Raw genomic sequence first — 15,990 nt, 5'->3', positions numbered from 1 at the left:
TATTATGCTGATTTTCTTAAAACTACAAATGTGTAAAGTGAGTGCAAAGCCTCGTCTGCCTTCTGCATATTACCAAAGGCTCGTATCATTTGAGCCGCTTGGGTTGCATCGTCCTCTCGGATGTCTCTAATAGTGCAAGCTCCATTGGATGCAATATAATCTACAATGCGGCTGATTACTTCTCGCTGTTTGTCTGTTATGTTACGTTGCGTTTGTCCCAGCCACAAGTTGAAGTATTGCTTGGAGGTGGTAACCACGCTATCCAATTTTTCAATCTGATGGTAAGCGAAACGAACCAACTGTATGATATTGGTCAGGGCATCACTTTCTTCCTTTGTTGTGGAACGTCTTACAACCGCTGGATTGACTATGGCATAGGAGTTCCAAAGTTGTTTGGACGTAAAATGGTTATTCGCCATTTTGAGTTTATTCTCCAAGTCCTTCAACATTGAATAAGTGATTGGCTCTCCTTCATTATTATATATAATGCGTAAAGCTTCTATCTCGTCACTATGTTCTTTGCAGAACTCCTCGAATGCCTCCGTCGTACTTTTTGCTTCTTCTACGGAGAAACCTTTTGAGATAAGCGTGTCCTCGCCCGGCATCAATGTATTGACAAATCCGGCAGCAAGGATAAGCAAATATCTTCTGGCATCCGCATGATTTGCAAGTGGAGAAACCAATCCTTTGCGTTCGCTATTGGGTTCATTTGCATTTATAAAAGGAGGAAGTGTGTCGTTTTCAAGCGCAGTGTAGATTCTTGCCGACAATTCCTTCATATCACCGTGAGCCAAGTTCTCAAACTCTTTTCGTTGAGAATTATCAGCTCTGTTATAGATTCGGGCAAGTGTTGCTGCAAGCCGTTTCAGATATTCATCGGGGATATAACCATGACTAATCCGTTCCAATAATTCTTTGAGGGTAATGGTCTTTGTCGTAGGCTCATCAGTTGCTGTAGGGACAGTCTTTTCGTGTTCTGTAACACCCACAGCATCCACCAAGTAAAAGCAATCCTTGCTAAAGGCATTTGGAGTAACATTGCGTAGCTGCTCATCTCCGATGGTACGCACGCCACGACCTTTCATCTGAACATAAAGAGATTGGGACTCTACATCACGCATAAACATCACCACCTCCAGCGGTTTTACGTCCGTACCTGTTGCAACCAATGTGCAAGTCACGGCAATACGGAAATCCTTATCGTTTCGGAATTGTCGTATCAGTTCATTGCTATCTCCTGCCGAATAAGTGATTTTCTGAACGAAACGGTCATCAGTACGTCCAAACACTTCTTTCGCTATCTGCACTATGTTGGTGGCATGGGCTTCGTTGAGAGCAAATATCAAAGTCTTGGGCAGATAGTCCATATTTGGTTCACGCTGTGGGTCGTTGAACATCTCGGTATAGACCGCATCACGATAAGTGGAGAGTATTAGTTTGATTTGTGCCGGGTTGATAATGCTTCGGTTCAGTTCTTTATTGGTGTAGGTCTTTGTCTCTTTGTTGCTGATTGTTTTTATCTCTCCTGTATAGCGAGTCTCCTCTTTTACTTTTTCTCCTTCCAATATAGCTCCACCGTTTTCGGTAGCTTCTGTCTTGATGCGATATACACGGCAATCCACATTTACACCGTCCACAATACTCTTTTCCAAAGTATAGTTGACGATACGATTGTTATTGAAGAATGCTATTGTTTCTGGAATAGGGGTTGCCGTCAGTCCCACTAGTTTTGCCGTGTCAAAGTATTCGAGTACCTTGCGCCAGTTTCCATAGATAGAGCGGTGGCACTCATCTATGATAATCATGTCAAAGTAATCGTGGGGCAAATTCGGATTATCAGGCAAGGCGACTTCTTCCGTTAGTTCGTTGTCGTCATCATCATCCGTATCTTCTATGGCTTCTCCTTTCAAGAAAGAGAAAAGGCGTTGTATGGTTGATATAACTACATTGCTATCAGCAGGAATGGAAGCAGAACGAAGACGGTTGACAGTGAATATTGTGTTGAAAGCATCACCGTTTTCAGTCAATCGGAATGTGCCAAACTCTCCTTCAGCTTGTTTTCCAAGATTGTTCCTATCCACAAGGAACAAGATTCTGCGCATAGGAGTGTATGACAACATACGATATGCAGCAAGGCAAGCCGTATATGTTTTACCTGCACCTGTGGCAAGAACCATCAATGCACGATTTTGACCTGTGCGAAAACTTTTCTCCAGTTCTGTAACGGCTTCATATTGGCAATTACGCAACCCTTTTTTGCGCAGAGTAGGTAGTCCGGCAAAATAATCATTTATTCCCAACTTCTTAACCAGTTCGTGCGGTGTGGGTATAGTCATTATTTGGATGAAACAAGCATCCTTTTCGCGAAAATCACAGAAATATAATTCCTTGCCGTTGGAGGTAAAGATAAAGGGTAATGGCTTCTGATACGTTTGGTAGATATTGGGTACACTTTTAGCATATAGTGCAGCTTGCTCACACACTTTTGCCGAGAAAGCGTCCGTTTCTTCACGCTTGGCTTCAAGCACACCAACAGCCTTTCCATTTATAAAAAGGAAATAATCGGCTTCAAGATTACCTTTTAGCAATCCTTCCCTTATGGCTACAGCCGTACAAGTCGGTTCATATTCTTCTCGGTTTATAACTTTCCAACCGGCTTCGGTCAGCCATTGGTCAATTTTAATTCGAGCTTTTTCTTCCGGTGTCATATATTCCTATATTTTTATATTATCAGAAGTTGTAGTGTAAAAATAATTGATAACGACAAACGCTATTGACGTTCGTTTTTGTCCGTTATCAATTCTTTTAAATCCACTTGAAGTATTTCCGCAATCTGCTGTAACGTATCCAAATTGGGCTGGATTCTATTACAAGCATAGGCATTAACCATGCTAAAACTTTTGTCAAGTTGTTTGGCTAGCCATGTCTGCGAGATACCTTTGTCTGTCAAGACTGCCTTTATTCTATTTAGCTTCATTCTTAGATGTAATTTTATTCTGCAAATATAGTGAATTATATTCAATAGTCTGGGTCCTTTTTCGTATTTTTGTAAGTGTCAACCACGGCTCTTTCATTTAAAACAACCTCTATAATCCTTGTTATTCTCCGAAAAACCATTATTTTTGCGCACAGCGATGCAGGAAGCACCGCTTCCGGTGTTTCTTTTTATCGTTCATATAAAATTATTTTTGTAGGCGGAAATCAAATGCGACAGAGGTCGTTTTTTGATTTCCGCCTTAATTTTCGCTATGCGAAAATAAGATTTATTTTGCTGATATGCAACATTTTGCATGTCTAATATATAAAAAAGAAACATGCATTCTGCCGTCGTGGCAGCATAATGAAACATCTGAAAGAATTTGTGAAATCAGTGCCGGATTACCGCAGGACAGACAAGGGAAACTACAAATACAAGCTGGAAGATATTCTTCTCCTTGTAATACTCGGACGGCTGGGCAAGTGTATGACAAGACCGGATATAATCAGATTCGGCGAGCGTAATCTGAAACGCTTCCGCTCTTTAGGAATTTTGTTGGACGGTGTGCCTTCTGAACCTACGCTCTGCCGTATATTCAAACATATTGATGATGAAGCCATGTCTGAGCGGATGTCTGAATTTACCTCCACCTTCCATGATGAGCTTGTCGGTTGTGCCGGAGACATCCTCTGTATTGACGGCAAGGCAATGAGAGGGACGGTACTTGAAAACGGACGCACCCCCGACATCGTATCCGCCTATTCCCTTGAAGGAGGTTTCACCCTTGCCACGGACATGTGTGAAGAAAAAAGCAACGAGATAACTTCCGTACCCAAACTGTTGGACAAGGTGGATGTGTCAGGATGCATAGTTACGGCAGACGCCATGTCCTTCCAGAAAGCCATCATAGATAAAATCCGGGAAAAAGGCGGTGATTTCCTTATCGAGCTGAAGGCAAACCAGAGAACTCTGCGATATGGGGTTGAGGACAATGTCGAACTTGCAGAGCCTGTGGATGTATATTCGGAAGGCCCTTTTCTTGAACATGGCAGAATAGAGACCAGAGTATGCCGTATCTTTCGTGGAAATGACCTGATTACGGACAGGAAAAAGTGGAATGGAAATCTGACGGTTGTCGAAATACGGACTGCAACGGAGAGAAAATCTGATGGTCAGAAATCTTCCGAGAGGAGGTTCTATGTCTCCAGTTTTCACGGAAGTGCCAGGCGGCTGAGTACAATAGCCAGAATGCATTGGGCAATAGAAAGCATGCACTGGGACCTTGACCGCAACCTGAGGCAGGACTTCATCAGGCGGAATAGTGCAAGGTCCGCCAGAAACCTTGACACGATACAGAGGATAGTACTGGCAATACTTTCTATATGGAAAGGTAAAAGGAAAAAGCTCTCCGACAAGGCTAAGGGAACGGCCGAACTTATTAGAGAACTTTCTTTGGACTTTACCGCAATGATACATATGCTGGATCAAAAATGAGATAATTTGTAATTTCAGAGGATTCGTAACGTTTTGGGTATCAATCATAACAAAATCCCTACTTCCCATAAGAAGTGGGTGGGGGAATTATGTGCCTTTATCTAAGCTTAAATGAAAGAGCCGTGAGTGTCAAAAGAATCTCTAAGCGTATGATGGATAACTTTAAGGAGAAATACGACACACTTGTCAGAAAATACGACAGCCTTCTTGCGGAAAACGAAGAATTGAAATCAATCCTTCGGCAATACGGCATTGCCTATTCTACTACAAACAGAATGGATGAGGAATCAGTATTCTCTTCTATCTCATTTCCTCCTGTATATTTCTCTCTTGATGAGAAAATAGAATTATTCCATAGCTTTTTCAAAGGAAGGGATGATGTATTTGCACGACGATGGTTCAGCAAAACCACAGAAAAAGGTGGCTATCAACCAGTCTGTATCAACGAATGGCGTAGAGGAATATGCGACAAGAAAAAACATAAATGTACGGAATGTCCCAACCGTAATTTTGCGTCATTGACAAACCAAGACATATATCGTCATTTGGAAGGTAAAGACGAAAACGGATGTGATGTTATCGGCCTGTATGTCATTACTCCGGATAATAAATGCTCTTTTCTGTGCGCTGATTTTGATGACAAAAACTGCACTCACGGATATAAGGATGATGTGTTGGCATTCGTTTCTGTTTGTCGAGATTGGAATGTCCCATGTAGCATTGAGCGTTCAAGGTCTGGAAATGGAGCACATGTATGGGTCTTCTTCACTGATGCGATTCCAGCTATTAAAGTGAGACGGTTTGGTAATATCATTCTTACGGAAGCTATGAAGCGGAATGGAAGAATTTCTTTTGATTCATACGACCGTTTCTTTCCAAACCAAGATAGAATACCGGAAGGAGGATTTGGAAATCTAATAGCACTACCATTACAAGGTGGAGCAAGAAAAGTGGGAAACAGCGTTTTTGTTGATGATAAATTTCTTCCATTCAAAGACCAATGGGCATATTTGTACAATGTCAAGAGAATTGACGAATGTGTCGTGGATAGATTGTTGGTTGAACATCAACAAGAGGATTTTGGAGCATTAGCCACATCTTCGGAAGCAAAGCCTTGGGAAATACCTATTGTACAAGAAGTCGCACGGACAGACTTTGATAGTAAACTTAAAATCAACAAATCCGACAATATTTATATCCCATTAAGTTCAATTTCCAGCAAGGTGATTAATCAGTTGAAGCGATTTGCCGCCTTCAAGAATCCTGATTTTTACAGTAAGCAGGCAATGCGTATTTCAACATATAACATTCCTCGCATTATCTGTCGCGCTGATTTCAATGATGAGTTTCTTGTTATGCCTCGGGGGTGCGAAGAGGCTATAATAGCCATGTTGTCTTCTCTAAGTATTGATTATGAAATAATTGATAAAACCAACCATGGCAAATCTATTGCGATAGCCTTTAAGGGTAAAGAACGTGATGAGCAGTTAGAAGCCATTAATTCACTTATGCCCCATACAAATGGAGTATTGTCGGCAACAACCGCTTTTGGAAAGACTGTTACAGCGGCAGCATTGATTGCCCAAAGAAAGATAAATACACTTATCTTGGTACATTCTAAAGCATTGCTTATGCAATGGCACGAACGCCTTTCTGAATTTCTTGATATTGATTTCATAGAGGATAACGTACCTAAGAAACGTGGTAGAAAGAAAGTCTTTTCTCCAGTCGGAAGTCTTGATTCAACTTCAAATACATTGCATGGAGTTGTTGATGTGGCTCTTATGCAATCTTGCTTTGAAGATGGTGAAGTCAAGTCTTTTGTACAAGATTACGGAATGGTTATTGTTGATGAATGTCATCATGTATCTTCAATAACTTTTGAAAATGTTCTAAAACACGTTACGGCTCATTATGTTTATGGGCTTACTGCCACTCCAATTCGCAAAGACGGACTACAGCCAATTATTTTTATGCAATGTGGCCCGATTCGATTTTCAGTTGATGCTAAGGCACAGATACAAAAACAATCGTTTCAACGTTATCTTGTGCCGAGGTTTACTTCGTATCGACCCGTTACAGACGACAAACATACATTTACGGCACTCTCACAATCACTTGCGGAATCTGAGATGCGAAATAATCTCATCATAGAAGATGTTCTTAACGCAGTAGCCTCAGGTCGTACACCAATTATACTGACAAGTAGAACTTCTCATGTCGAGTTGATTACGAAAATGCTTGAACCACAAGTAGCTAATGTTATAAAACTTACAGGAGAGGGTACGAGCAAACATAAACGTGAAATTATACAAAAACTACAGGATATTCCACGGGACGCTCCTCTTGTAATAGTCGCTACAGGAAAATATGTAGGAGAGGGCTTTGATTATCCAAGGCTTGATACACTATTTCTTGCTCTTCCTATTTCGTGGAAAGGATTGGTTGCCCAATATGCAGGTCGATTGCATAGAGAGAATGAAGGTAAAACAGATGTTCGCATTTATGATTATATTGACATACACGAACCTGTGTGCGAAAGTATGTATCGTAAACGGCTAAAGGGATATTCAGCCATTGGTTATCGTGTTCTTACGAAAGAAGTATCGACTTTATTTGATGCGACTGAGGACTTGCATTTATCATCGTGTGAAGGGCAAATCTTCAATGGGAATACGTTCCGTTATCCCATTGTTCAAGAAATGAAAAGCTCAAATCAATCTGTTGTAATATCATCTCCAAGACTTTACCGTGTAGAGCGGAACGCGCTTATAAAAAACTTGCTTGAACTTCAGGCAAATGGTATTGATGTTGCTATTTTTACAACAACCGAGAACGAACAAACCGAGTATCTAAAGAATCAAGGGTTATTCATAAGGATTGTTCCAAAACTATCGTTATGCGCCTGTATCATTGATAAAACGGCCATCTGGTATGGTAGTGTTAATGTTCTTGGATATTCAACAGAAGAAGACAGTATCATTAAAATTTCAGATACCAAACTAGCAAACGAACTATTGAATGTCATATATGATAAGGGGTTGGCCTAATCTTATTATGCGAAACATGCATAAATTTAATTTTGCTAATGGGTCTGCACATTGTACTTTGCCAAAATATTTTCGTCTATTTCAATCTTATGCCGTCCTGTGGTTGTACGCAGATTCTTTCTAACAGTATCAAATGTGGAATTGGCAAACCACTCTGCAAATGTCGCCATTACAAATGATGTAGTCATATCTCTACCTATATTATATTGAAAAGCGATATTCCAAGCAAAGTTCTTCAACGAGATTTGAGTGAGGGACGTGCGCTTCTTGATATGAATTTCGGTTGCAGAAAGCACTTGACGGTTAATTGCAAAATAGCGGACAGATTCGCATATTTGGTAAATCTCTATTTCCTCCAAATCAAACCGTTTAAATGTATCTCGTGTGTATCTCAGGATAGCATTCAATTTTTCATCTTCTTCTCTTTCTTTTTGCCATTGGTATTGTTGTTGCTCACGTTGGTATTCATAATGAAATAGCTCCAGTCGCTTTTTCTGGACTTCTTCATTGTTTGAGGTAGGTGAATACGCTAAAGGCTGTGTCTTTTTACTCACACACTTTTTGACAGATATTAGCAATGATGGAGGAATTGCATCAACAAGATACCTTGCTAAGATAATGCAAAGATGGTGTAGTAGTTTTTGTATGACATATCCGATGACCATAACTAATGGAATCAAACTCATTCGTATTCCAAGCATATTGCATACTTGAAACGCTATCATTGAAGCTAATAGCACCATAGTAACCTCGATTATCAGAGAGTGAAGTATATCTTGTTTTTGCTTCATACCTATTATTGTTTATTTTCCCTATGCAAAGGTACAATAGATTTTCATAAAAAACGATAGACAAATCGTAGGTGTATTTTTGCAATCACATAGTAATCAGTGATTTTTGAAAGCAAAACCATAACAAGAGAAAATATCCAAGACTATTTGAAAACAAGAGAAAACAGAAATCACACAAAATAGCATAGTTAAACTAAGTTAAAGTTTTCCTGTGGCGGTTTTTCTGCTTTTTCTAAGGCTTAAATATGTAGTAACTGGAGCAAAGTAATCATATCTGTACCAAGCAATATATAATGTATTGATATTCAGTAATGATTATCTTTGAGGAAGTTAAATGATTCCGATAAGTAAACAAATAATAAACAATAAGCAAAAGCGTGCAGCTCAATGAGTTGCACGCTTTTTGCGTTTATGGGGTTCATGGTTGCTATGCGTTTTCTATGGGCTTTTTTATCTCTTATTTGCGACATATTTGCGACACGTCTTATTTGGCGATAAGGTACAACTTAGATTGATATAAACCATTTATAACGAGAAGAATATGCCAAGAGGAAATTACACCATTCAAAGAAGTTGTGAGGAGTGTGGTAAAATCTTTACTCCTCCCACATTGATGTCAAAGTATTGTTGTCCAACTTGTTCCAAGAGGGCATACAAGAAAAGGCAAATCGCAAAAGAGAAAGAGGCAATACGTCAAGCATTAGTCAGGCGAATACCATCCAACAAGGGGTATCTGACAGTTAAAGAGTCTATGCTGATTTACGGTATTAGCAAAGATGTACTTTATCGTATGATACGGAAGGGCTTGATACCATCATACAATTTTGGTCAGCGTCTGACACGCCTTAGTCGGCAGTATATGGATGAACACTTCAAAACAAAGGCTGGCAGTAGAAAGAGAAAAAAGGAAGCATTGTCCTTTGAACCCAAAGACTGTTACACTATCGGAGAGATTGCCAAAAAGTTCCATATCAATGACAGCAGTGTCTTTAAGCACATACGCCGTCATTCTATTCCTACACGCCAAATTGGTAATTATGTTTATGTTCCCAAATCTGAAATTGATAAATTATATAAGTCGTTATGAAGAAAGCATTACCTAATACCAAAGTGACCGTCAAGCTCAGAAGGTCGAATTACAAAGAAGAGTGGTGTCTGATTATAGAGTCGTACCCGGTTTACAAGAGAGGTTCTAAACGGGCAAGCCGTGTGGTGGAATCTATTAACCGGACTATATCCACACCTGTTTGGGACAAGTCGTCCATTGCACGTATCTTGCCGGATGGAACATTCAACTATAAGCCTAAGCGTGATTTGAATGGAATCATCCAATGCCGTTCAACGATAGACCAAGAGGCTTGTATCTATGCCGACAATGTGCGTAAGTTACGCCAACACGAATATGACAGTGCAGTCCTCTACACTGATAAGGAAAACGAAATCGCGGCACAAAATGAACGAAGCGAACAGGACTTTATCAAGTACTTCAATCGCATCATCAGCAAACGGCATCCCAATAGCTCTAATTCAATCATTGTCAACTGGACCCGTGTGGGAGAATTATTGAAAATCTATTCGCAAGGTAACCCGATCCCGTTTAAGACGATTTCCGTAAAACTACTTGAAGACATCAAAATGTTCCTGTTACGTGCCCCGATGGGAGGCAATAAGAAAGGAACTATCTCACAGAATACGGCATCCACCTATTTCTCCATCCTCAAAGCCGGATTGAAGCAGGCGTTCGTTGATGAATATCTGACGGTTGACATCAGCGCAAAAGTAAAAGGAATAACAAACATAGAGACACCTCGTGTTGCACTTACTATGAATGAAGTGCAAATGTTGGTTGATACCCCATGTAAAGATGATGTATTGAAACGCGCGTTCTTGTTCTCTATTCTCACCGGATTGCGACATAGCGATATTCAGGCATTGAAATGGAAACAGATTCAACAGACAAGCAAAGGTACATGGCAAGCGATTGTGATTCAGCAAAAAACAAAACGACCTGATTATAAGCCAGTCATCCAACAAGCCCTTCAGCTATGTGGTGAACGCCCAAGTAATGATGAAGCACTCGTTTTTGAGGGATTGACAGATGCCTCTTGGATTTCCCGTCCATTGAAAGCTTGGATAGAAGCATCCGGCATCAAGAAACATATCACCTTCCATTGCGGCAGGCATAGCTACGCTTCGCTATTGTTGGAAAATGGTGTTGACATATATACCATCAAGTCTTTGATGGGACATACAAACGTCAAAACCACGCAGATTTATACGCATATCGTAAATGAACAAAAAGAGAAAGCTGCCAATACGCTGCATATAGAAAATTTGGCTTTATAGGTTATAGTGGATATTTCCACCATTGAGCACCAGCGACTTATATAATATCAACGATAAATTCACCACCGTTTACCCCTCATGAAGCATCGCCTTTTTGAGGGGTATCTTGTAGTATAGGCGTTCTCAGGGATGATATTATTAGTGTCAATAATGTTTTTTCTCCATTTTATTATCTCTTTCAACCAATCCTTAGGTTAATGAAAATTAAATCCGTCGGTGGCAAATAAGTGGCTTGTTGGTGGCTTTCAAGCACCTATTTAGCACTCATAAACATCCCTATACTTTTGCGGCATCAACTTTAATACGAAGAAAATGGCTTATAAAGTAAATTCATTGGAGGAAATGCCAAATGCGTTGTCCTACCTGATTGAGTCCGTAGAAGTACTACAATCCAAAGTAAATGCCTTGCAACATGAGCAGGCAAGTAATTCACCCAAATGGATGGATATAGATGAACTTTGTGCTTATCTGCCATCACATCCAGCCAAACAGACAGTTTATGGATGGGTATCTACCAAACAGATTCCCGTACATAAAATAAATAAGGCTTTGGCTTTCCTGCAATCGGAGATTGACGATTGGTTGAAGAACAAATCGCACAAGACCCAAGTCGACTTAATGGAAGAAGCCAGACGATTTGTCGAATCTAAAAAGATTATCAGATGATGGGAACGACAGATTATTGCTTTTCGTTCTTTCGCAAGCCCATTCAAAACATCGAACCGATAAGGGCGGTAGGCATTGTGGATGTGTATCGCTATGTCATCGGGCATTATGCGCAACCACAAACCGAGTCTCTGCGTTCGATGCGATCTTCTCCCGAATCCAAAAGATACAAAGCCACTCATTTCGACTATTGTACTTTTTCGGGATTATTCCGCAAACGGAATGAGAAGGAACTGATTATGCACTCAGGATTGATGTGTTTGGATTTCGACCATGTGGAATATCGTGGAGTTAAAACAGCAATTACTCAATCATGAGTATTTCAATACGGAACTGTTATTTGTCAGCCCATCTGGTAGTGGATTGAAGTGGATAATACCTGTTGACTTGAAGGGCTGGGAACATTCCCGATACTTCAAGGCTGTCGCCAACTGTATCAAAGCAACAGGTTTGCCATCAGTGGATATGTCCGGCAGTGATGTGGCTCGTTCATGCTTTTTACCCCACGACCCACAAGCATATATTAACCCTAAATACAAAGATGATGTCGAAGAAAATATTTTCCGCCCAAGATTGGGAGAATGTCCCTTCTGAAATACAGCAAATACATACGCCTGATATTGCTCCTATATATAATAAGGTAAAAGACGATGTAGAAAGTGTTGTTCGGGAGATAGAACAACGTGGCATTGATATAGCACCCAACTATAAAGATTGGGTGGAATTGGGCTTTGCACTTGTTGATGGATTGGGAGAGAACGGACGGGAGTATTATCATCGCATCAGCAGGTTTTACCCTACCTATCAAAGGGAAGAAACAGACAAACAATATACGCATTGTCTGCAATCCAAAGGGCAAGGTATTACTATCCGTTCTTTCTTCCATTTGGCAAATCAAGCCGGAATCTCATTGGCTCCATCCAACAAAGAACATTTATCCATTTTGCCAAATATCCAAAATGGCAAAACGGGCAAATGGATAAAGTCAGAGGAAGAACTTCCTGCATTTCCTGAATGTGTGTTTGAGCATCTTCCTCCTTTTCTAAATGAGATTGTCAACAATTCCATTTCGGTGGATGACCGTGACACGATATTGATTGGAACTATTGTGTGTTTGTCGGTTTGCTTTTATAATGTTTGTGGTGTGTACGATGAACGCATTGTTTATCCGAATCTATATCTGTTTGTTGTGGCAGATGCAGGCATGGGAAAAGGGGCATTGACCCTATGCAGAGAACTGGTAGTACCCATTAATCGCAATTTACATGAACTCTCAAAGCGATTGGAACAGGAATATAAAGAAGCGATGAATGCTTATATCAAAGGTAAGAAAGATAATGGAATGACTATGCCAGCCGAGCCGCCCATGCGTATGCTTGTCATTCCTGCCAATAGCAGCGCAAGCTCTTTCTTGAAGATATTGGGAGATAATGACGGAGTTGGACTATTGTTTGAGTCGGAGGGCGACACGTTAAGCCAAACATTGAAGTCGGACTATGGCAATTATTCCGATGTGTTGCGAAAGGCATTCCATCATGAATTGGTCAGTTTGAGCCGGCGCAAGGACAGGGAGTATTGTGAAGTAGCCAATCCGAGAGTTTCCGTAGCTTTGGCTGGAACTCCCGAACAGGTAAGAAGATTGATACCTGATGCAGAGAACGGATTGATGAGTCGCTTTTGTTTCTATATCATCCGCTTCAAGCGAGGTATAAGAAATGTGTTTGCTACAAGCGATATTTCTCAATCTAAAAATTCAATGTTCAAACTATTGGGAGATAAATTCTGCCATCTGCATGAGGAATTTGTACGGCAGGGAAATTATTCTTTTTCCCTTCCCTCCGATTTGCAGGAACACTTTATTGAATATCTCAGTCGTGTGAATGAGGAGTGTTGTGACGAAGTGGATAACAAGATGCAGGGAGTAGTCAGACGGATGGGACTGATTGCTTATCGTATAATGATGGTGTTGACCGCTGTCCGGAATTTGGAGAATGTACATCGTAATTCTTCCTTACTTGACGGGGCAGAGCGATTGGTTTGCCATGACTATTCTATAGCCATGAATATGTGCGAAACCTTACTTTATCATGCCGTATTCATTTATCAGAATTTATCAGGAAATCAGTCCAAACGATTCTATACCGCTTCGCAAGAGACTGGCGTTTATGCACGAAGGAATACCCTTTATAATATGTTACCCGATACTTTCACAAAGAAGGATTATGATGCGGCAGTTTTAGCTTTGGGTGAAAATGGAAGTACTGCAAACAAGTGGATAGAAGCCTTTATCAAAGATGGCAAGCTATGCCGAATAGAGCAGGGGAAATATAGGAAGATTTTTTGAGTGGCAAGTTTGTGTTTTAGTGTCACTAAAACCTATGCGGCAAGCGGATGGAACAGCCACTCTCAAAAAATCAATTCATGAACATTGAAAGTTAAGATAAATATGAAGGAGAAGAAACTTGGCGGTCGCCCTAAGTTGGCGAACTATCAGAAACGTACCAAATGTTTTCGGGTAATGTTTACCGAGAACGACTATATCTATATCCAATCCAAAGCGGAACAGGCAGGATTGTCTGTCAATGAATTTTGCCATCAGGCGGCAATGGATTGTCAGATCTGTCAACGTATCAGTCCTGAAATGGTATCGGCAATCCGTGATCTTTCCGGCATCGCTAATAATGTCAATCAGATTGCCCATCAGATGCACACTTATGGTTTAGAAGCAGTCAAACAACAATGCTTTTCAATCATATCAGAAGTCGGTAGAATTATCACTCAAGTAAAGAACAATAGCCATGATAGCGAAGATTAAAACAAGAGCAGATTTCGGAGGAATAGTAAATTACGCCAATGACCAAAAGAACAAGAAGAAATGTGCCATACTTTTAGCACACGAAGGTGTCTGTGCCATCAGTAATAAAACCATAGCCGATTCTTTTCAGATACAAGCGTCCATGCGTCCGAAAGTAAAAAATCCGGTGAAACACGTATCACTTGCTTTTTCTTCGCAGGACATTAACCGTTTTCCCGATAATGAAGAAGGAGATAAACTTATGGTGGAGATTGCCAAGAAATGGATGGAACAAATGGGGATTCGCAATACTCAATATATCATAGCCCGGCATCACGACACGAAACATCCTCATTGTCATTTGGTGTTCAATCGGATAGACAATGACGGTAATCTTATCTCTGACAGCAACGAAAGAATACGTAATACTAAAGTATGTCGGACTTTGACTAAACAATATGGACTGTACTTTGCTCCTAAAAATAGCAAAGCCAGAAACAAGAGTCGTTTGCGCCCTCATCAATTACGTAAGTATAATCTTCGTTCCTCAACTCTTGATGCTTTAGCAGCATCTCGCTCATGGCATGACTTTTTCCGTATGCTCAAAGAAAAGGGAATAGATGTACGTTTTAATCGTGCAGAAAACTCTGATAATATTCGTGGTATATCCTTTTGTATGGATGAATTTAGCATTGCCGGTTCTAAACTTGATTCAGATCTAAGTTTTAACCGTCTTTGTGCAACATTGGGTAATGTGGCAACAGAACTTATAGTGCAACCTCATCAAACAATTGTTCCTAGTGCTGGCGGAGGAACCAGTAACGAACAGGGATGGCGGGATGATAAAGATAAGGATAAACAAAGAAACGAACCTTTTTATAAACCTTCAAAACGTAGAAGATAATGAAAGAAGATGTAGTAGCAGCAAATCTCGCAAATTTGCGTCAAAGTATCAATGAATTGAAGGAATGCGTTAATAGGCAGAATGTAACTCCAAACCAACCGGAGCAACATATAAAGGTGGATTTGGATGAAAAGACCATTTATAATGGAGTTGCCAAAAGCTTCTGTACTTGCTGGAACGATGCACTGTCAGTAGTGAAGAAACACATTTGGAATCAACAGCCGGATACATTGCCATTTTCATGCATATTCCGGCGGATACCCGTTCAGCATTTCCGGTGATATCCGTTCAGTCCCCAGTTAGTATTCAGTGTTGTTGGCAAAGTTAATACTTCTTTCTTAGGCTCTCTCCTTTAAGGTCAAATTTTATTGCCTTATGCACGATTCTGTCCAGACAGGCTTCCGCAATGAGCTCGCTTTGGAACACATCATACCAGTCTGCAACGGGAAGCTGGCTGGCCAGGATGAGTGCCTTCCGGTTGTACCGGTCATCTATGATCTGTTCAAAGTCATGCTGTATCTGGCCGTCCAGCTTGACCATCCCAAAGTCATCGATAATCAGCAGGTCATGTGCGTTCAGCTTCCGGAAGAAGTTTGTTTCCCGTCCTTCCAGATGTGCAAGCTTCAGGTTCTCGATGAGCATGTTCATCGTGAAGTACAGTACCTTCCGGCCGTTCCTGCATGCCCTGTCACCCAGGGCACAGGCAAAGTAGGACTTCCCGGTTCCTGCCGGTCCGGTAATGATGACCGTCATTCCGCCCGTGATGTAATTTCCGGTTGCAAGGTCGGCTGCAGAGCAGGTCTGTATGCCCCTTGCCGTGTCCGTTTCAAGTTCTTCCATCGAGGCTCTCAGACGGAAGCCGGCATTCTTTATAGACGCTGGATGCGTGTCCCTCTCGTGTCACGTCGTACTGAGCATGATCTGCATGCTTCACGCAGGGTAGCTTGTCCAACTGATGTGTTTCTTCC

General features: G+C 40.9%; 12 protein-coding genes and 2 pseudogenes. 10 read left to right on the top strand and 4 right to left on the bottom strand.

Annotated elements, in window-relative coordinates; translation table 11 throughout:
* Window positions 1-2 precede the first annotated feature (2 nt).
* Both BACCOP_RS18215 and BACCOP_RS18210 read right to left on the bottom strand, forming a co-directional pair.
* On the bottom strand, window positions 3-2,708 hold the full coding sequence (locus tag BACCOP_RS18215) for a type I restriction endonuclease subunit R (RefSeq protein ID WP_007571726.1): 2,706 nt from the start codon (window positions 2,706-2,708) through the stop codon (window positions 3-5).
* 62 nt (window positions 2,709-2,770) lie between these two features.
* Window positions 2,771-2,977, bottom strand: a complete 207-nt coding sequence (locus tag BACCOP_RS18210; protein ID WP_007571724.1) for a helix-turn-helix domain-containing protein — start codon at window positions 2,975-2,977, stop codon at window positions 2,771-2,773.
* 363 nt (window positions 2,978-3,340) lie between these two features.
* On the opposite strand from BACCOP_RS18210, the gene BACCOP_RS18205 reads away from it, so the two are divergent.
* Together BACCOP_RS18205 and BACCOP_RS18200 are read left to right on the top strand one after the other, a co-directional pair.
* Complete coding sequence (locus tag BACCOP_RS18205; RefSeq protein ID WP_007565353.1) at window positions 3,341-4,471, top strand: ISAs1 family transposase; 1,131 nt, start codon at window positions 3,341-3,343, stop codon at window positions 4,469-4,471.
* 152 nt (window positions 4,472-4,623) lie between these two features.
* Window positions 4,624-7,521 carry a TOTE conflict system archaeo-eukaryotic primase domain-containing protein gene (locus BACCOP_RS18200; RefSeq protein WP_040312250.1) on the top strand — a complete coding sequence of 966 codons (2,898 nt, stop codon included), beginning with the start codon at window positions 4,624-4,626 and terminating at the stop codon, window positions 7,519-7,521.
* A gap of 35 nt (window positions 7,522-7,556) precedes the next feature.
* On the opposite strand, the gene BACCOP_RS18195 is transcribed toward BACCOP_RS18200, so the two are convergent.
* Window positions 7,557-8,312, bottom strand: a complete 756-nt coding sequence (locus BACCOP_RS18195; RefSeq protein ID WP_007571720.1) for a hypothetical protein — start codon at window positions 8,310-8,312, stop codon at window positions 7,557-7,559.
* Window positions 8,313-8,853: 541 nt separating this feature from the next.
* Between BACCOP_RS18195 and BACCOP_RS18190 the strand changes: the two genes are divergently transcribed.
* The 8 genes and pseudogenes from BACCOP_RS18190 to BACCOP_RS18155 all read left to right on the top strand — a co-directional run.
* Window positions 8,854-9,399, top strand: coding sequence for a helix-turn-helix domain-containing protein (locus tag BACCOP_RS18190; RefSeq protein WP_007571716.1), 546 nt, complete (start codon window positions 8,854-8,856; stop codon window positions 9,397-9,399).
* The gene (locus BACCOP_RS18185; protein WP_007571713.1) at window positions 9,396-10,658 is read left to right on the top strand and encodes a site-specific integrase; all 1,263 of its coding nucleotides are present in this window, start codon (window positions 9,396-9,398) and stop codon (window positions 10,656-10,658) included. The genes BACCOP_RS18190 and BACCOP_RS18185 overlap by 4 nt, the downstream gene beginning before the upstream one ends.
* 312 nt (window positions 10,659-10,970) lie before the next feature.
* Complete coding sequence (mads1, locus tag BACCOP_RS18180) at window positions 10,971-11,324, top strand: methylation-associated defense system helix-turn-helix domain-containing protein MAD1 (RefSeq protein WP_007571711.1); 354 nt, start codon at window positions 10,971-10,973, stop codon at window positions 11,322-11,324.
* Window positions 11,321-11,918, top strand: a pseudogene (locus tag BACCOP_RS18175) (BT4734/BF3469 family protein). The gene mads1 and the pseudogene BACCOP_RS18175 overlap by 4 nt, the downstream one beginning before the upstream one ends.
* On the top strand, window positions 11,869-13,668 hold the full coding sequence (locus BACCOP_RS18170; RefSeq protein ID WP_040312248.1) for a DUF3987 domain-containing protein: 1,800 nt from the start codon (window positions 11,869-11,871) through the stop codon (window positions 13,666-13,668). Before BACCOP_RS18175 ends, BACCOP_RS18170 begins: the two are co-directional and overlap by 50 nt.
* A gap of 102 nt (window positions 13,669-13,770) precedes the next feature.
* Entirely contained in the window at window positions 13,771-14,139 is a 369-nt protein-coding gene (locus BACCOP_RS18165; RefSeq protein ID WP_007571706.1) for a MobC family plasmid mobilization relaxosome protein, read from the top strand.
* Window positions 14,123-15,022 carry a relaxase/mobilization nuclease domain-containing protein gene (locus BACCOP_RS18160; protein ID WP_007571703.1) on the top strand — a complete coding sequence of 300 codons (900 nt, stop codon included), beginning with the start codon at window positions 14,123-14,125 and terminating at the stop codon, window positions 15,020-15,022. The genes BACCOP_RS18165 and BACCOP_RS18160 overlap by 17 nt, the downstream gene beginning before the upstream one ends.
* Window positions 15,022-15,282 (top strand): annotated as a pseudogene (locus tag BACCOP_RS18155) (hypothetical protein); the annotation flags it as partial. The gene BACCOP_RS18160 and the pseudogene BACCOP_RS18155, both read left to right, overlap by 1 nt.
* A 64-nt stretch (window positions 15,283-15,346) precedes the next feature.
* On the opposite strand, the gene BACCOP_RS18150 reads toward BACCOP_RS18155, so the two are convergent.
* Entirely contained in the window at window positions 15,347-15,862 is a 516-nt protein-coding gene (locus BACCOP_RS18150) for an ATP-binding protein (protein WP_007567395.1), read from the bottom strand.
* Between the last annotated feature and the right edge of the window lie 128 nt (window positions 15,863-15,990).

The sequence above is a fragment of the Phocaeicola coprocola DSM 17136 genome (assembly GCF_000154845.1).
Classification (GTDB): domain Bacteria; phylum Bacteroidota; class Bacteroidia; order Bacteroidales; family Bacteroidaceae; genus Phocaeicola; species Phocaeicola coprocola.
This window is presented reverse-complemented; position numbering and strand designations above follow the sequence as displayed.